Source organism: Niallia sp. M35 (assembly GCF_050971705.1).
Lineage (GTDB): Bacteria > Bacillota > Bacilli > Bacillales > Cytobacillaceae > Niallia > Niallia circulans_A.
Genome location: NZ_JBPCEP010000004.1, coordinates 180,835 through 199,078, shown reverse-complemented (window position 1 = coordinate 199,078; position 18,244 = coordinate 180,835). Strand labels below are relative to the sequence as shown.

Sequence of the window (18,244 nt, the reverse complement as noted above, 5' to 3'; positions counted from 1 at the left end):
CCGTTAACTAAACTATAACTCCTTTATCTGCTTACTTACGGGGCGTTCTTTTGCTTTATCTGCTTCCCCTGCATTTTTATTTGCAGCTTCCCTATCCTTCTCCATTTCTTCAATTGTTTTTACTTTTAATCTTGCGGCTCCTCGATATTCTTTTGTTGGTAAAAGATTACCAGATTTTAATCTAATTTTCGCTTCTGCAATTGCTTCTGAATATTGAGAAAGCCATTCTTCTTGCGCAACTAATAATTCATCAACCATCTGCCATATTTCTTTCGGATTACAAACCGCGCCAATAAGTGGATCCATCATCATCGCTTGACGTAATAATTGATCATCCCCACTCACTGCAGCTTCCACTGCCAATCGTTGTACCGAAATACTCACATTACATACTGCTGCACATCCGAGTGGTAATTCTCCAACTAGAGGCATATTAATACCATTTCTATCTACATAGCCTGGTGCTTCGATAATTGCGTCATCTGGAAGGTTTGAAATAACTCCATTGTTAACCATATTAAAGTGGCCCCGATACACTCTCCCTGTTTCAAGTCCTTCTAAAATATAGGAACCATGCTCTTCACTTCTATTCTCTTGTTTATATTCAAGAGCAGGATCCTTTAACCAATTAGGAAAATCAGTTTTAAACCAAGTGCGCCCTTCTGTACAAACCCTTAAATACCCTCCAGTTTCTCCGTTAATCCATGACCCTAAATCAATCCATTCCCTTATTTCTTCTGGTCTTTTTCGATACCATGGAACATACTCACTGAGATGCCCATTGGACTCTGTACTGTAATAACCGAATCTGCGTAGCATATCAATCCTTACTTTTTCTGTTTGGCTGTATTCTGGATGATTTTCAAAAGCAGTCAATAGTTTACTAGTTTGATCCTGTCCCTTATAGCTCACCTTGATATACCAAGTTTGATGATTAATACCAGCACAAATAATATCAAGGTCATTTTTGTCTATTCCCAATACATTGGCGATTTGTCTATGCCCGCCTTGTACACCATGACATAAGCCAATAGTTCGGATACCACCATATTTATTACAAGCCCATGTTATCATCGCCATCGGATTTGCATAGTTTAATAGAAGACAATCCTCTTCTGCCACCTCTTTAATATCTTTGCAAATTTCTAACATTTCAGCTATTCCTCGTTGACCATACATAATTCCGCCAGCACTTAATGTATCACCAACGCATTGATCTATTCCGTATTTCAATGGTATCTCAATATCTTTTTGAAATGCAGACAGTCCTCCAATACGAACCACATTAAAAATATACTTTGCACCCAACAACGCTTCTCTGCGATTAGTGGTAGAATGAATAGTGATTTTCAAACCATTTTCATTAATGTCACGTTGGCATAGTTGCGTTACCATAGCCAAATTATCTTGATTTATGTCAGTAAAAGATACTTCCATGTTTCTAAACTCTGGTACAGAGAGTAAATCTCTTAATAGACCTCTAGTAAAACCAATGCTTCCAGCGCCTATAAATGTAACTTTAAATGCCATTTTAACCCTCCTTTTCGTTATATTTATGTTAACATCGGCAAAATGTAAACGCTTTAAAAAATCTCATCTCTTCTTTAGATTTTTGTGTACTATTCTAACCTGTTAAAATTTAGTCTATGATCCCCTTCTTTCTTAGCGCTGAAGGAGTTATACCAATATGCTTTTTAAATACCTTGCTAAAATATTGACTACTATTCATCCCAATAAAACTAGCAACTTTCGTGATCGGTATATCCGTTTGTGTAATAAGCATTTTTGCTTTCTCTATTCTAATCTTGGTTAAGTAATCAATGATGGTACATCCCATTGCCTTCTTAAAAATTCGATGGATATAGTTAGGGTGAAGGTGAGTAATAGCAGACAGCTGCTCTATTCTTATATCATAATCATAATTCTCATGAAGATATTCAATTACCTTTTTTAAATATGGATTCGATAGCTGTGTGGATTCATTTTTAGCTTGTACTACATTTCTTGCAATAAGTAATAATAACTGGGTAAAAAGTATATGAACCATTAAATAATTGTCGCTTGTATCATTCATCTGACTGTCTAACTCCAACACTAGATTTCTTAATGAGTGAAAAACACCGTTTCTATCTTTCAAAAAATGATAGGCCTCTTTCATTACTAGTAATTCTTGTAATTCTTTGCTTTCTTCTGCAAGCTCATTAATAGGAGGAAATGTACGATTCATTTCAGTTAATGCGAATTCCAAATTCAACATTCTACAAGGCTTATTTTTTTCAACAATCAAACGGTGGGGTACATCACTATCAATAAATATAAATTGGTGCTTTTTCATTTGAAAATCTTGCCTTTCTACCTCCACCCGGCATTCACCAGATATAACATACATAATTTCCATAGAAGAATGCGTATGATAGGCCATATAAAATCCATCCCACTCTTTGAAGTAATAAGCAGTAACCTTAGGATGGTAACCTTTACTGCTACTAATTTGATATAAACTACCTGAGTTTATCATTATGTATTCCTCCCTCATTATTTTTTAAATAAAGAAGACAGACAGTTACCTTTTGAAGCTGTTTTTCTATGCTTATTAATTCTTTTAAATTTAAATCGCTAATTATTTCTAGAAAATTTTAAATTTTCCCTTTATCCTTATTTTTATCCTAACTTAAAAAAAGAAAAGGGAATCATAAGCTAATAGTGAATAAAAAATGGGAAGAACAAAAAGAATATACTAAACGGATAGGTTCCAGAAGTAGCTACAAAGTATTTGAATAATTATCTTTATCAAGCTATTTTTCTCGTTATTTCCTAAACGTCTAAAGACGGAATTTACCTGAATATGAACGAAATTCGTCTTAATCAAAAAAATAAATGGTAAATAGAATCAATGACTGGAAGATAGTTAGTTATTTTACATTGGAATCTATGAATCAATTTATAAGACAAAATATATCTTTAAAGCAGATGTGAAAGTCATAAAAAGACTCCAATTGTATAGGAAGCACATATGCCCTTCTTAACAATTGGAGTTCTATTTATTTCTTACGGAAATATCCCCCAAAAAAACTACCTGTTCTTTAGATAAAATGATATTTCTATTTATTCACTCATAATCTCTACGTACAATAGAATCTCTCTAATCGTTTTATCAATGTATTACTCCATTTTATAGTTACTTTTTATCCTTTAAATGCCCTCCACTAAATTTAATAACTATTAATAATGCTGAGAAAGCAAAAGCTATGAATATAAGGATAATTGAAAAAACATTATCCCTTGGTAATAATTTCAAAAACCATATTGAAAGAATTAATGTAGCCCAAATTAAACGATCTTCTAATGTTTCTTTATCTAACTTTTTTAAATTTAAATATATAAAAATATATAAAAGTGGTGGAAATATCAAGCCAAAAAATATGGACCAACCACTTCTTAAATACCAAGGTAGTTGTCGATCAATTTCTTTCAATTTTTGTTTTTTTCTTCATCTGGGTTTAACATCATTAAAACTATACCTCTCCTTTACCTAAAAGTGCATTTAAAAACAATTTTTTCTATAAATTCACCACTAAAAATCTTAATCATGTAAATTTTTTATTATTTCAAAAAAATTTATATCTAAGATATGGAAAAATAGGAAGTTTTAAGATTAGATAAATTATTTAATGAGACGAATCTAAAAAATTTTCTTCGCTTGATCTATATCCATTCTTCATAGGATCATTCTTCAATATTATACCAGATAAGAGTTTATTCTCTCTTTACTTAATGCAATTACTTGTTTACGAAAAGATATTAAAAATAAAACTGATCTAACCTTTAATAGCTGCGTGCTATTCATTAAGAGGTAATATTTTGCAAAAAATTCTTAGAGTAAGTAAAAAAAGTGAAATCACACCCGGCGACTTCACTTTTTTTACTTAAAGAGACTTGTTCCAACCTATTTTCATCAAATTTTATTGCTTTTTATTAGTTGAAGCCCACTGGTTATCTGTTGCTGTTTTATGCTGCTTTTTATTTGTAACTTCTGTATTAGCAGTTGCCCATTGGTTATTTACTTCAGACTTTTTTTGCTTCGCCATTATTCATTACCTCCCGCTAGAAATAATTACGTACTATTCTAGTATGAGATAAAGTGGCAAAGATTATGAAGCAAATAGAAAATTGTTTTACTCTTACAGTTTTAAACGCTGCAAGCGAAGAGCATTTAGCACAACAGATACGGAACTAAAAGCCATTGCAGCACCAGCCAGCCATGGCGCAAGCAGACCAATTGCCGCAATTGGTATGCCAAGCGTATTGTAGCCAAAAGCCCAGAATAAATTTTGTTTAATATTTGTTATCGTTTTTCTACTGATTAAGATACTGTCTGCAATAGCTTGTAAATCTCCACGGATAAGTGTAATATCAGCTGCCTCCATGGCAATATCAGTTCCTGTTCCAATTGCCATCCCGATATCCGCTAATGCTAGTGCAGGAGCATCATTGATTCCATCTCCAACCATTGCCACTTTTTTTCCTTGTTGCTGTAGTTTTTTCACAGCTTCTGCTTTTCCATCTGGCAATACCTCTGCAATAATATGGTCAATTCCTGCCTGTCGTCCGATGGCTTCCGCTGTTTGCTGGTTATCTCCTGTAATCATCATGACATCAATGTTCATCTGTTTTAATCGTTTAATGGCATTTTTAGAAGTTTGTTTAATCGTATCGGCTACAGCCAGAAGTCCAGCATATTTGCCATTAACACTTACAAGCATCGCTGTTTTCCCTTGGGATTCCAGGTCTTTCATCATCGGAAGAATTTTCCCGACATTTATCCGGTAACGATCCATTAATCGGCGTGTTCCGATTAATAGTTCACGGCCATCCACATTTGCACGGATTCCGTAGCCTGGGATTGCTTCAAAGTCTGCAGTTTCTCGCAGAACAATCCCTCGCTCTGTAATTCCTTTGACTATCGCCTCTGCAAGGGGATGTTCGGATTTGCTTTCCGCCGCTCCCACTAACGAAAGTAATTCTTCTTCTTGCCATTCCGTTACTATATCTGTTAAGATTGGCTTTCCATTTGTTACAGTTCCTGTCTTATCTAATAAAATCGTATCAATTTTATGGGTCATTTCTAGGTGTTCCCCACCTTTAAATAATATCCCATATTCTGCCGCTCTTCCTGATCCAGCCATAATAGATGTTGGAGTCGCAAGCCCTAATGCACAAGGGCAAGCAATAACTAAAACGGCGATTAGCTTTTCGAGACTTTCCGCAAAATCACCAGGTGTAATGATAAAATACCAGAAAAGAAAAGTAATCAGCGCAAGACTCACAACAATAGGCACAAAAATACCAGAAATATGATCGGCCAAACGCTGAATGGGCGCTTTAGAACCTTGTGCTTCTTCAACCACTTTAATGATTTGTGCAAGCGCGGTTTCTTTGCCAACCTTTGTTGCTTTTATTTTTAAAAAGCCATTTTTATTTATGGTGGCACCAATAACGGTGTCCCCCGCCTGTTTATCAACTGGAATGCTCTCTCCCGTTAACATGGATTCATCAATGGCTGACTGCCCTTCAATAATTTCTCCATCAACAGGGATTTTTTCACCTGGTTTTACAAGTAGCATCTCACCAGCCACGACTTCTTCAAGCGGTATTTCCATTTGTTCCCCATTGCGAATAACAACCGCTGTTTTCGCTTGAAGCCCCATTAGTTTTTTTATTGCCTCAGAAGATCTTCCTTTTGCTTTGGTTTCAAATAATTTACCTAATAGAATTAAGGTAATCAAAATCGCACTTGTTTCAAAATAAAGCCCTACAGGGTGACCAGAATGTCCAAGTGTCTCAAAGGATAAATAAACGCTATAAAAATAGGCTGCGGAAGTTCCTAGTGCAACTAGAACATCCATATTAGCACTCTTATTTTTCAATGCTTTATATGCCCCTACATAAAACTGCTTCCCGACAAAAAATTGAATAGGAGTTGCCAGCGCCATTTGGACCCATGGATTCATTAATAAATCTGGAACATACAGAAACGAAGTAAAGGAAAAGTGGCCCACCATTGTCCATAAAAGAGGCAGTGATAAAATCATCGAGAAGATAAATTTTCGTTTTTGTCTCTTAAATTCTGCTTCTTTTTGATTGATGGATGCTTGTTTGGATTCTTTCTTCGTTGCCCCATAACCAAGCTTTGTTACTTTACCAATTAGTTCATCAGGTACAACAGTTGCTGGGTTATATTCTATCGTGGCATTTTCTAAAGCCAGATTAACGGTTGCTTTATTCACCCCGGCCATTTTATTAAGTCCTTTTTCAATTCTTGTTGCACATGCTGCGCAGGTCATTCCTGAAATGTCTAATTCAATTTTTTCCGTAACAATTCCATAACCTAACCCTTCCACTTTTTCTTTAATTTCACTTGGGGAGAGTTCATCCTCCCTATATTTAACTGTCGCTTTTTCCAGCGCCAAATTTACAGTAGCATTCTCTACACCTTGCATTTTATTTAATCCTTTTTCAATACGAGTTGCACAAGCAGCACAAGTCATTCCCGTAATTTCAAAGGTTTGTTCCTTTACTTGCTCTTTACTTTTCATGACACTTTGTTCCGCCATATCACAAAACTCCTTATACCTATATAGGGTATATTTTATTGAAAATAAAAATGTGCAAAAAACAGCACATTTCCTCTTTAAATTACTTTACATCATAACCTTGCTCATCAATTGTTTCTTTAATCGTGTCGAGAGTTACTTCATTTTCATTGTATGAAACATCAACTAGACCTTCTTTTAAATGAACTTTGACAGCAGAAACTCCACTAAGCTCTCCTACGCTTCCTTCTACCGCTTTAACACAATGATTACAAGACATGCCCTCTACTGTTAATGTTACATTTTCCATTTAAAACACTCCTTATTTTTTCATTAATTTCTGAATAGTTGTTAACACCTCGTCGACTACTTCCATGTCGCCTTCTTGGATACGTTCCACAACACAGTTTTTTAAATGTCCTTCTAATAAAATCTTTGCTACACTATTTAAAGCAGATTGAGTCGCAGAAATTTGCGTAATAACATCATCACAATACGTATCTTTTTCAATTAACCCTTTTATGCCTCTGATCTGGCCTTCAATCCGATTTAGCCTAGTGACTAAATTTTGCTTTACTTTATCTGAATGATGACTTTTTCGGTCACTCGTAATATGGCAATTGTCCATTCCTTGTTCATTCTTCTCCAATAAGTCTACCCCCTTCCTCCATATTTCATCTTATATTTATATCATACCCCCGTATAGTATAAATGTAAACGAAAAAGTATGACAAATTAGTGAAAAATACTCTTTTTCTCTAATATAACCAAATTATGATATATTATTGCTATGAAAAGTATTAGGCAAATCCCACGTCAATCATTAAGAGATCAAGTATACGAACAGTTAAAATCAGCAATCATTCATCTTGAATTAACACCAGGGGAAAAAATTAACGATAAGGCACTGGCTGAACAATTTGGTGTAAGCAGGACCCCTGTACGAGAAGCAATCAAAAAATTGGAGGATGAAGGATTAATTGTAACTTCTCCAGGATCAGAAACCATTGTCAGCCTAATAGAAGTAGACCAAGCAATGCATGCCTTAACAGTCGTTGCCGCCCTCCATGCATTAGCAGCTAAATTAGCTTCTATTACTTTGTCTTCCACCGAGGTCGAAAAAATGAAGGTCATTAATAACGAATTTAGTGAGGCACTCAAATCTGAGGATAAGTATAAAGCTATCCAAAAAGACGACCAATTTCATGCCGTTATTTTAGAGGCATCTCAAAATCCAGAAATAGTTATCGCTCTAGAACGACTTCTTCCTAAAATTCGGCGATTAGAATTATTAAAGTTTAATACTATTGATGGGAAAAAATCGATCGAACAGCATCAAGAGATTATTGCATGTATAGAAAAGGGAAATACCTCCCTGCTTCCAACCTTAATCGAGAATAATTGGCTAAGCTTGGTCGAATATTTAGCAGAACAATGAAAGTAGCTGGGGAATTTTTTATTCCCCCTCTTTTTCCACATTTTTTTCTTTCTTCGTCGTCACCATATTACTCCTTAATTCTGGGTAAATTTTCATTAGTAAGGAAAGTAATTGCTGTTCCTCTTCTTCCGTTAGATGTTTCGTCATCTCTTTATTTAATCTTTCTAGCACTTTTTGTATCTCTGGAAAAATGTTCATTGCTTTTGTAGTTGGATATAAATTATTGGCACGCCGATCGTTATCATCTGTATGCCTAACAATATATCCCACGCTTTCTAGATGTTTTACCGCTCTAGCTGTTGTTGCTTTATCAAATTTTAAAACAGTGGAAAGTTCGTCTTGATTAATTCCTGGTTTTGCAATAATTGTTTTCAAAAAAGCTTGCTGCCCACCATTTCCTATTTCATAAGGTTTTAATTCCTTCGAAAGGAATTTCTGATTCTGCCTGTGAATCATCGATATAATCCTTCCAATTGGTATATCGCTCACTATGTTCCTCCCCCCTCGGATAGTTTCGCTTTGAAAAGCGAACACTAAAATCACTGATTGTAGCATACAAAATAATAGTTGCTTATGCAACTAACTTATTTTAAAATAGAGCAATAATAGTTGCTTATGCAACTAAATAAATGAGGTGATTATTTGCATGCTTCTGTAACTGAAAATAAAAACGAAGGTCATCAACGCCGATGGCTCATTTTTATTGTTTTAAATATATTCACATTTATGGGGACGCTCGATGCGAGTATTGTTAATATTGCGCTTCCGACTATCTCAAAAGAATTAGGCCTTGCTTTTGCTAACTCTCAATGGATTGTGATTAGTTATTTACTAACCATTTGTACCGTTATCCTTTTTTTCGGAAAAATGGGGGACGTCTTTGGGAAAATCAAAGTTTTTAAATGGGGATCTGTTCTGTTTATTATTGGTTCTTTTCTTTGTGGCTTGAGTGGTTCGCTTGCTTTTTTAGTCTTTTCTCGAATTATCCAAGCAATTGGTTCAGCTATGACAATGGCAAATAGCCAAGGGATTGTGACGGAAATTTTTCCAGTTAAGGAAAGAGGAAAAGCCCTAGGTCTTATTGGTACCTTTGTCTCTCTAGGAAGTATTACTGGACCAAGCTTAGGGGGAATTATTATTTCGAGTTTAGGATGGGAATACATATTCTGGATTAACATCCCAATTGGTATTATTGCTATATCGCTAGCATGGAAGACCTTGCCTAAAGATATGACACTAACTAAGACAAAAATCGATGTAGCTGGAAGTATATTATTCAGCCTTGCGATTATTCTCCTTATCGGCGGCTTACTGCTTGGTCAGCAATATGGCTACAACAACTGGATGATTATTGCTTCTATCCTAATCGGTTTGATTGCATTCATCAGTTTTGTCATGGTGGAATATCGAAGAGAAAGCCCAATGCTAGAGCTCTCGATCTTTAAAAATCCACTTTTTTCTATTAGTATTTTTTGTGCCTTTATTGTTTTCATTGCTAACTTCTGTTTTAATATCCTATCACCATTTTACACACAGGACATTCTTGGGATGTCTGCATTACATTCCGGATATATTCTAATGCTCTTTCCGATTACGATGGCCATTGTAGCTCCAATTAGCGGCTCATTATCGGACAAAATTAGTGGACAGGCCATTACTTTTGCTGGATTATTAGTAATGATTGTTGCACAAATTGGCCTAACATTTCTTCATGAAGGAAGTTCTATAACTAACCTTGCTTTGTGGATCATTATGCTTGGAGCAAGTTCGGGTCTCTTCCAATCCCCTAACAATTCGCTCATTATGTCAACCGTTGAGCGAAAGCAGTTAGGAATAGCTGGAAGTATTAATTCACTTGTTCGAAACTTAGGAATGGTTGTTGGTATTTCTCTTGCCACAAGCATATTATTCTCAGTTATGAGCATGAAAGCAGGATACCGAGTAACCGCCCTGATTCCTGGTAGACCTGATATTTTTCTTAGCGGTATGCATGTCGTATTTCTTGTATCCAGCAGCCTTTGCTTCATTGGTTTGCTTCTCACCGGCTGGAGATATACTGCATCGCGCAAAGCGGATGAAAAAAAAGTTCGAAACGCTTCTTAATCGATAACTTGGTAAAAAAGCTCCTTGATTTTTTCAAAGAGCTTTTTTCATTAACTAGCTATTAATCAAAAGCCATACCGGTATAAATTAAAATAGCTTCACGTAAAAACGCTGTCGCACCTACTTGCACTTTATCGTAATATGCCGTAAATCGTTCATCAGCAATATACATATCAGCAAGTCCCGCATGTGCCTCTTTCTTGTATTCTGGCCAATTGAAGGTTAGCCATTGGCGATGTAAATCAGCAGCATTCTGAGCAGTTTTCCCAGCAGGATTTCCTTCTTTTAGCGCTTCTTTAAGAGTGGAAAAAAGCTTATTTTCTATCTCTATCATATGGCGGTAATCTTCCTCAGTCATATTCATGAGTTTCGCATTAGATTGGTCGATAATTTCATCGCCATACTTTTCTCGTATTTCTGTCCCATACTTTGCTTCATTATCAGAAACCAGCTTACTCTTAAAGCCCTCGAACTTTTCTTTATCAGACATTGTCATTCTCCCTTCCAGTGTTTTCATCGTTTTCTCGACATTTCCAATCAATTGTATTAACTGTTTTTGCTTTGCCAGAAGTTTTTCGTGATGCTCCTTTAACGCTTCTTTGACGTCAAAAGAAGGGGAAGCCATCATTTTTTTTATTGTTTCTAATGGAACATCTAATTCGCGATAAAAAAGAATTTGCTGTAATCTATCTACTTCTTTTTGCCCATAAATTCGATATCCTGATGAATTGATTCTCGCCGGCTTGAGAAGATCAATTTCATCATAATATCGTAATGTTCTTGTGCTTACTCCCGCTAACTTTCCTAATGCCTGTACGGTATATTCCATCTTTTCATCTCCTGACGATTCCATCATAAAAGATTAACGTAACGTTAATGCAAATAGTTTTTTTCATACTTAAACAAAAAAGTAGTTATCACATAGAAGGATAACTACTTTTTTTGATTAAAGACAATCAATCTTTCATTTAATTAGTTAGAGAAAAGGATTTCGTCATTCCCCTTGTTTGTATCCAATGATATTAAAACGGATTAAATAAATTTCCCCCTATAGTGTTAGCCATCAATTTATCTTTTTAAATTTACAGTTGTTACTTCAAATTTATCATAACGGTGACGGGAAAAGGAATACTCAAATGGTACACCATTGTTTAAATAACCTACATGCTCTACTTCCAGAATTGGATCATTTAATTCACATTCCAGATGTTCATGATCTAATTCTATTGATTTACATGCTCTTATTTTGCGATGTGACCCTGCTATTGTTAACCCTAATCTTTTAGTAATATGCTCATAAACCGATCCATATAACACATCATCATTTAATCCCGTAATAACTGTCGTTGGCATATAAGTAATTTCTAAAACATATGGTTCATTATTTACAGATCTTAATCTGATTATATAATATACAGGTGTTTTAATATCTATCGCTAAATGGGCTGCAACCTCCTCTGAAGGAAAATGGACTTCAAATTTAATAATTTTACTATCGATCTTTTCGCCATCCAATAGCTTGGAGAGGCCAGTTATTTCATTTGTTAACACATTTACTCTGCTAGTATGCAAAGCCGATTGCACAATAAAGGTTCCATGCCCTCTTTTTCGATAGAGCAGCCCTTCCATCACTAGTTTATCCAATGCCCTTTTCATTGTCATTCTACTGCAAGAAAACTCTTTAGATAATGATATTTCATCCGGTATTGGATGATCTAATGGGTAATAATTTTCTTTAATTCGACGTTTTACTTCGACTGCAATTGCTTCATACTTGTTCATACACGAGCCACCTTAATTAAGAAGAAATAATTCTAAATATGTTATTCGCCATTTTAATTATAAACATTTATATTTAAAAGTCTATACTTTTAAAACTAACCCTTAGTATATCTATTTATAGTATAGTACATTTTTTATAAAACGTATACTTATTTTCAAAATGCCTTCAAAAACAGCAAAAAGAGATAGCCGTCTCTTATACGACTATCCCTTGCTCTTCTCTATTTTTATTCTTATCGAATATCGGTTATTTCTTCGGAATTTCGCAACCGTCATCTGTACAAATAGCACCTTCAGCATCTGTTCCTGAAAGATCTTGAAATTTAGGGACTGGATGGTCTTCCTGCCACACTTGTTCAAGCACTCGTTCGAAAGTCTCTGTAGGCTGCGCACCAGAAACAGAGTATTTTTGATTGATTACAAAGAACGGGACCCCAGATACTCCGATTTGGCTAGCAAGCGCTTCGTCTATTCTAACATCATTAGCAAAGCTTGTGGAATCAGCCAATACTTGTCTTTGAGCTTCCTCTTCCAATCCTACTGATTTCCCTATTTCCACCAATGTATCTGGATCACTAATTAGTTTTCCTTCTGTAAAGTAGGCATGCAATAACTGCTCGGTTAGCTCTTTATCTTTTCCAAGCGTTTTCGCATACTTTGTTAGTCGATGGGCATCAAATGTATTGGTTGGTTTCATATTATCAAAGTCATATTTCAAGCCTGTGCTTGCAGCTTGACTTCCAACATTGTTATTAGCATTTTTGGCTTCTTCGATACTCATTCTGTATTTACCAGCAAGTGCTTCATGAATACTTTTACCAGTGTAGACTTCAGCATTTGGATCTAATTCAAAGCTCTTAAATTCAACTTCTACTTGATCTTTATAAGGAAATTGCTCTAAAGCAATCTCTAAACGGCGTTTTCCTATATAACAAAATGGACACACAAAGTCTGACCATACTTCTATTTTCATCTTTTCACCTTCTTCATAATGATCCTATAATCCTATCACACCAATAGAAATATTACTTCTATTTTGCTTTAGGTCACACAGCCCATCTCTTACCAATAGAAAAACTCCTGTTACAGGAGTCCTTCAGGCTTATTTATATATTTTCACACGATCCTCTAATGGCTTGAATTCTTTTTCTCCTGGTTCTGCTAATGGCTTGCCAAATGGCATTTGGGCGACAAGCTTCCAAGAAGGCGGTATCGACCATTCCCCTTGTACTGCCTCATCAATAAGTGGATTGTAGTGCTGTAAAGAAGCTCCGAATCCCACTTCCTCCAGAGCTGTCCAAATGACTAATTGGTGCATGGCATTTGTTTGATTAGCCCAAACGGGAAAATTCTCAGCATATAGGGCAAATTGTTTTTGTAGTCCTTCTATCACTTCCTGATCTTCGAAGAACAAAATCGTTCCATATCCTGCTTTAAAAGAATTTATTTTTTCTTTTGTAGAAGAGAAATTCTCGGCAGGAACAATTTTTTCTAACTCACTTGCTGTCATATCCCATAGTTTATCATGCTGTTCCTGTAATAAAATCACCACTCTTGAACTTTGAGAATTAAAGGAAGAAGGCGTATGTAGCACAGCTTCATTTACTATTTCTTGGATTTTTTCATCCGACACAACAGCTTCTTTGCTTATACCATAATAGGAACGACGATTTTTTATTGCTTCTAAAAATGCACTCATTTTTTCCTCCAGTAAAAAATTTTTTTCTTCTATATATTACCCATTTGTCTTATTCTTAAAATGACTTCTAAAAAATTTTACAAGGCTTTACCTCTTCGATATTTCTCGAAAAAGAGAGTAGTCTTTAAAAGGCTTACTCTCTGTACTGCACTATCCACGAATGGTTTTTAATGCAGTGCTCCAAGCGACTACTTGGTCAAGCATCGCATTCATATTTTCTAAATGTAGAGGTGCTGGTTTAAAGGTTGTAAAGTTCTCAAAATCTGTAAATAGTGAAAGGGTAGGATGAACGCGAACATCTGCAATATGTAATTCGCCCAGAATTCCTCTTAAATGTTCTGCTGCACGTGCACCACCTGTGGATCCATAACTTACGATTCCTGCTGCTTTATTATTCCAAGCTTCTCTTGCAGAATCTAATGCATTTTTTAATGCGCCAGAAATACTGTGATTATATTCCGCTACAACAAATACGAAACCATCAAGGCTTGCTAATTTTTCATTCCATGCTGCAACATTCTCTTGTCCTTCAGCTGCACCTAAAAACGGTAAGTTAAATTCGGCAATATCAACGATTTCATATTCGGCATCGCCACGCTTGTCAGCAATTTCCTTTACCCATGCCCCAACTTGTGGACTTACTCTTCCTTGACGAGTGCTGCCTAAGATAATTCCAATTTTCATCATCTAACCTCCAAATTTTTAAAATATTATTACATTTTTTATCCTAATACTGAGATTATTTAATTGCAAGCAAAAACACTTACTATTATTCAAAAAGTTATTAAAAGTAACTAACTTGTACCTTGTGTTAATTAAAAGTTCTAGCAAATGCCCCTGACTATTTCCCCCAAATTTGTAATTCCCTTTATAATCTTTTCTTCTGACATATAAGAATAATTTATTCGGCAATGATTTTTCTCTTGCTTATTAGGGAAAAAGCTCTCTCCAGGAACATAGGCCACTTTAGCGATTGGTAAACTGTGTTCCTGCATGAGTATTTTTGTATCGATATGCTCTGGAAAAGTAAGCCATGTAAACAATCCTCCTTGTGGATTCGTATAGATGATACTAGGAGGAAAAGTTTCATGTAATGTTTGGAACATTACTTCTTTTTTCTGTTTATACGTTTCACGAATATGGGCAATATGTTCATCTAAATCATACATATCCATAAATCGGTTCACTGCATACATATTTAAGGTTGAATTTTGTGTATCGGAAGCCATTTTCAATAGGCTTAGTTTTTCCGCTAAATCACGATTAGCAATTAACCAACCAAGACGGAGACCTGGACTAAGAATTTTTGAGAAGCTGCCAATATGAATCACTCTTCCTTCTGTATCAAAACTTTTAATCGCTGGCAAATCCTTCCCTTCATAACGTAATTCCCGATATGGACTATCCTCTACGATAACCACATTATATTTATTTGCTAAGCTTACTAGGGCCTTTCTTCTCTCTAAGCTCATTGTCACACCTGTAGGATTCTGAAATTCAGGAACCGTATAAATAAGCTTTGCATTGGGATGCTTCTGTAATGCTGCTTCAAGCTCGTCCATGCGCATCCCATTTTCATCCATCGAAACACCTACATATTCCGGTTCATATGGATTAAACGCAGCAAGTGCTCCTAGAAAAGTCGGATTCTCTGTAATTATGATATCTCCTCTATCGATAAATGCTTTAGCTGCAAGATCTAAACCTTGCTGACCTCCTTGAATAATAAAAAGATTATCAACACTACAGCTTATCCCAATCTTTTTTACTCGACTTACGAGCTTTTCTCTTAATGACGTCAGCCCCTCTGTTTCTGTGTATTGAAGCGCTAATTTTCCATCTTCTTGCAAAACCTGATCATATACCTTTCTTAATTTTTCAATAGGAAAAATTTCTGGGTCCGGATATCCGCCCCCAAATGAAATAATTGCTGGATCTCCCCCTAATCTCAATAATTCGCGAATAGCTGATGGCTTTACTCTTTCTATTCGATTAGCAAATTTATAATTCATTTTATCCTCCTTATGTCTATTCCCCTCTTCCTATTAGGCGGAATTTTCAGTATATTCATTTATTATAGAGTAATGTTCTAATCTTGAATATATTGTTTTTTAAGATAATAGTGATTAATGGCAAAATAAAAGCCATTCTCTTCTATAGAGAATAGCCTTATAAAGAAAATTATATTTTGGATGGAGTGATCTTTGTTATCCTTTTTTCCATCGTTACCGCTTTGACTGACAGCCCATTAGGATTAGGAGCTGTCTCTTCTTTTGTTATAACAAATCCTATTTTTTCGTATAATTGGATATTTTTCAGGACATTCGCTCTTACTTTGCATACTACTTTCTGCTTGCCATTTTGGATGGCATATTCTTCTATCCAAGCTAGCAGTTTTTTAGCTATTCCTTTCCCTCTTGCTGACGGAATGACAGAAAGTCTGGAAAAATAGAGAGAATCATCTTGAAGCTGCAGACGAGAAGAACCAAGGGGAACATCATCTATCCAACATATGATTGCTTGCTCTGTTCCATTTTTAAGAGCATAAAGAAATTTGTCAGCTGGTTCCGTTAGTGCACTAGAAGGTACCTCGCTATAACGATAATCTTCAAATGCTTCTAGCATTAGTCTATGAACAATCGGAGCATCTTCTTCTGTCACAAGCCTTATCCGCTCTTTTCGCTTCCTATCTATTAAGATACCCTTTAAGGAAGAAATACTTCCTGCAATAAATGTTGCCTGTACTTTGTTCAGCTCGTCATAGGACCCATAGCCGTAAGTAACACCGATTGAATCTATTCCTGCATTGTTCGCTCCAATAATATCATGTTCCCGATCTCCTATCATCACAAACTCTTCAGGCTTATACGCAGGATACAAATCTAATATGTATTGAATTATTTCTGTTTTCGAAGATCTAGTACCATCCAGATTACTTCCGATTATGTGGGTAAAGTACGTTTCTATTTGAAAATACTTCAAAATCTTTTCTGTGAATATAGTTGGTTTTGAAGTTGCCACAATCATAATACAGCCTTTTGCTCTTAAGCTTTCAAGTAATGGAATAATTTCAGGATATAGTTCATTTTCATACATTCCTAACTGCGTAAACCTCTCTCTATAATAGGAAATGGCTTGATCCGTTATCGTTTGAGTATAACCATAATATTCCATAAATGATTCTTGTAGAGGTGGTCCAATAAATCTTTCTAGTTTACGTAAATCAGATTCTTCTTTTCCAAGCTTTTGTAGGGCATATTGAATAGATTTTGTTATTCCTTCTTTAGGATCTGAAATCGTACCATCTAAGTCAAATAATATTATTTGATAATCCCCCATTAAGACACCTCTTTTTCTATACTGAAAAAACTCAAAATTCTCAATCTTCTCATCCTTTTGTCCTATTATAACGAATGGTTCCACTCGCCTCAATAGAAATTTTGCCATACAAAAAAATACGATTGTTTATTTTAATTCCTTCTTAACCACTATGAATAGTCGATTATTTGTTATATAATAAAAGAAAGTTCCGGCAAACTTAATAATTATTATTCTAGTGCACTCAAATTCACTTATTAATAGGAGGATATAAAATGGTTTACTATGATAAATCGAAAACCGTTAAAAATATATTGATCCAAAAGATTGTTTGCAGTAGCGGTCTCTCCTCTGAAATGCTACAAAATCTCTCTATTCCTGAATTAAAAGAAACATTAAACAAAGTTTATCCCAGCACACATCCTCATAACGGCTGCGGTTCTCTTAAGTGGAAAAAAGTACGATAATTTTGTCAAACTGTGAGATGTTCATCTTATCCATTTATTTAACTATTTTTCCTATTTAATCAGTATCTTTCCATGAAAATCCTCTATAATGGAATTATTCTTTAATAAAGAGGTGCATAATTGGAAAATAAAAAGAAGCAATTTCTTGAAGGGAAGGAAAGATTACATGTTTTATTCCTTTATACAAGCATGCGAAACTATATGGAAGAAGTCCTTCCCTTTATTTATGCTGGTATCGAAGCAAGAGAATATGTAATCCTTATCGATAATGATCGAAATTTCAAAAGGATATTCGAACAATTAAAAACCAAACTTACATCCACGCAATTAAAACAGGTTCATTATGTAAATAGCTTAGATTTTTACTTTTCAAGTGGAAGTTATCATCCATCAGCTATTACAGATTATTTTAATAAAATGGTTCAGCCTTATCTGGATCAAAGTATTCCCTTTCGCTCATGGGCACATGTAGAATGGGCAACGATGGAAGAGCCTTTTCATTTAATCGGAAATTTTGAGAAAATAGTTGATAACGCTTTCAACCATATTTCCTTTCCATTAATTTGTGCGTATGAAGAATGGAAAATTCCAAATGCCTTAGAAACTATCTTACACGAGACTCATCCTTATATTTTAAAAGGTGATAAGCTTATGTCATCAAAAAAATACATAACAGATACACCCTTTTATAAAAAACCGACAATTGAACTTGATTGATACGTAATCAATCGTTTAGCGGAGTAGGAGCCATTACAGTCTTTATTAATTGCTCCTACTCCTTCATATTCTCCATTCCTCTTCCTGCAATCTTTTACTTCTATTAAACTTTAAATCTGATCTCTAT

The 18,244-nt window shown here is 35.1% G+C and carries 19 protein-coding genes; 4 read left to right on the top strand and 15 right to left on the bottom strand.

Going from position 1 to position 18,244, the window contains the following annotated elements:
* Positions 1 to 12: 12 nt before the first annotated feature.
* The 7 genes from NiCM35_RS06655 to NiCM35_RS06625 all read right to left on the bottom strand — a co-directional run bounded on the left by NiCM35_RS06655 (position 13) and on the right by NiCM35_RS06625 (position 7,221).
* Complete coding sequence (locus tag NiCM35_RS06655; protein ID WP_123258181.1) at positions 13 to 1,530, bottom strand: alpha-glucosidase/alpha-galactosidase; 1,518 nt, start codon at positions 1,528 to 1,530, stop codon at positions 13 to 15.
* Between the two features lie 109 nt (positions 1,531 to 1,639).
* On the bottom strand, positions 1,640 to 2,518 hold the full coding sequence (locus tag NiCM35_RS06650; RefSeq protein ID WP_163187841.1) for an AraC family transcriptional regulator: 879 nt from the start codon (positions 2,516 to 2,518) through the stop codon (positions 1,640 to 1,642).
* 660 nt (positions 2,519 to 3,178) lie between these two features.
* The gene (locus NiCM35_RS06645; RefSeq protein WP_433778993.1) at positions 3,179 to 3,475 is read right to left on the bottom strand and encodes a hypothetical protein; all 297 of its coding nucleotides are present in this window, start codon (positions 3,473 to 3,475) and stop codon (positions 3,179 to 3,181) included.
* Positions 3,476 to 3,962: 487 nt separating this feature from the next.
* Positions 3,963 to 4,088, bottom strand: coding sequence for a hypothetical protein (locus NiCM35_RS06640; protein WP_095330412.1), 126 nt, complete (start codon positions 4,086 to 4,088; stop codon positions 3,963 to 3,965).
* A gap of 93 nt (positions 4,089 to 4,181) precedes the next feature.
* On the bottom strand, positions 4,182 to 6,614 hold the full coding sequence (locus NiCM35_RS06635; RefSeq protein WP_171509909.1) for a heavy metal translocating P-type ATPase: 2,433 nt from the start codon (positions 6,612 to 6,614) through the stop codon (positions 4,182 to 4,184).
* Between the two features lie 82 nt (positions 6,615 to 6,696).
* Entirely contained in the window at positions 6,697 to 6,903 is a 207-nt protein-coding gene (gene copZ, locus NiCM35_RS06630; RefSeq protein WP_095330411.1) for a copper chaperone CopZ, read from the bottom strand.
* Between the two features lie 12 nt (positions 6,904 to 6,915).
* Positions 6,916 to 7,221, bottom strand: a complete 306-nt coding sequence (locus NiCM35_RS06625; protein WP_095330414.1) for a metal-sensitive transcriptional regulator — start codon at positions 7,219 to 7,221, stop codon at positions 6,916 to 6,918.
* Between the two features lie 162 nt (positions 7,222 to 7,383).
* Between NiCM35_RS06625 and NiCM35_RS06620 the strand changes: the two genes are divergently transcribed.
* Complete coding sequence (locus NiCM35_RS06620) at positions 7,384 to 8,031, top strand: GntR family transcriptional regulator (RefSeq protein ID WP_171509910.1); 648 nt, start codon at positions 7,384 to 7,386, stop codon at positions 8,029 to 8,031.
* Between the two features lie 18 nt (positions 8,032 to 8,049).
* On the opposite strand, the gene NiCM35_RS06615 is transcribed toward NiCM35_RS06620, so the two are convergent.
* A complete protein-coding gene (locus NiCM35_RS06615; protein WP_095330409.1) occupies positions 8,050 to 8,520 on the bottom strand; it encodes a MarR family winged helix-turn-helix transcriptional regulator in 471 nt (156 codons plus the stop codon).
* A gap of 153 nt (positions 8,521 to 8,673) precedes the next feature.
* Here NiCM35_RS06615 and NiCM35_RS06610 point away from each other — a divergent pair, with 153 nt between their 5' ends.
* Positions 8,674 to 10,134, top strand: coding sequence for an MFS transporter (locus tag NiCM35_RS06610; RefSeq protein ID WP_235973355.1), 1,461 nt, complete (start codon positions 8,674 to 8,676; stop codon positions 10,132 to 10,134).
* 61 nt (positions 10,135 to 10,195) lie between these two features.
* Here NiCM35_RS06610 and NiCM35_RS06605 read toward each other — a convergent pair whose 3' ends face one another.
* From NiCM35_RS06605 to NiCM35_RS06575, 7 genes are all read right to left on the bottom strand, one after another.
* Positions 10,196 to 10,963, bottom strand: coding sequence for a MerR family transcriptional regulator (locus NiCM35_RS06605; protein ID WP_163187845.1), 768 nt, complete (start codon positions 10,961 to 10,963; stop codon positions 10,196 to 10,198).
* A 239-nt stretch (positions 10,964 to 11,202) separates the two neighbouring features.
* Entirely contained in the window at positions 11,203 to 11,916 is a 714-nt protein-coding gene (locus tag NiCM35_RS06600) for a GntR family transcriptional regulator (protein ID WP_123258185.1), read from the bottom strand.
* A gap of 247 nt (positions 11,917 to 12,163) precedes the next feature.
* Positions 12,164 to 12,889: a DsbA family oxidoreductase gene (locus NiCM35_RS06595; RefSeq protein ID WP_095330406.1), complete on the bottom strand. Its 726-nt coding sequence runs from the start codon at positions 12,887 to 12,889 to the stop codon at positions 12,164 to 12,166.
* Positions 12,890 to 13,018: 129 nt separating this feature from the next.
* On the bottom strand, positions 13,019 to 13,615 hold the full coding sequence (locus NiCM35_RS06590) for a nitroreductase family protein (protein WP_095330405.1): 597 nt from the start codon (positions 13,613 to 13,615) through the stop codon (positions 13,019 to 13,021).
* A 150-nt stretch (positions 13,616 to 13,765) separates the two neighbouring features.
* Entirely contained in the window at positions 13,766 to 14,299 is a 534-nt protein-coding gene (locus tag NiCM35_RS06585) for an NADPH-dependent FMN reductase (protein ID WP_095258633.1), read from the bottom strand.
* Positions 14,300 to 14,439: 140 nt separating this feature from the next.
* A complete protein-coding gene (locus NiCM35_RS06580) occupies positions 14,440 to 15,627 on the bottom strand; it encodes an aminotransferase-like domain-containing protein (protein WP_123258186.1) in 1,188 nt (395 codons plus the stop codon).
* 169 nt (positions 15,628 to 15,796) lie between these two features.
* Entirely contained in the window at positions 15,797 to 16,954 is a 1,158-nt protein-coding gene (locus NiCM35_RS06575) for a GNAT family N-acetyltransferase (RefSeq protein ID WP_095330403.1), read from the bottom strand.
* Positions 16,955 to 17,208: 254 nt separating this feature from the next.
* Here NiCM35_RS06575 and NiCM35_RS06570 point away from each other — a divergent pair, with 254 nt between their 5' ends.
* Together NiCM35_RS06570 and NiCM35_RS06565 are read left to right on the top strand one after the other, a co-directional pair.
* Positions 17,209 to 17,400, top strand: coding sequence for a hypothetical protein (locus NiCM35_RS06570; RefSeq protein WP_095330402.1), 192 nt, complete (start codon positions 17,209 to 17,211; stop codon positions 17,398 to 17,400).
* Positions 17,401 to 17,520: 120 nt separating this feature from the next.
* On the top strand, positions 17,521 to 18,117 hold the full coding sequence (locus NiCM35_RS06565; protein WP_123258188.1) for an MEDS domain-containing protein: 597 nt from the start codon (positions 17,521 to 17,523) through the stop codon (positions 18,115 to 18,117).
* Positions 18,118 to 18,244: the final 127 nt, after the last annotated feature.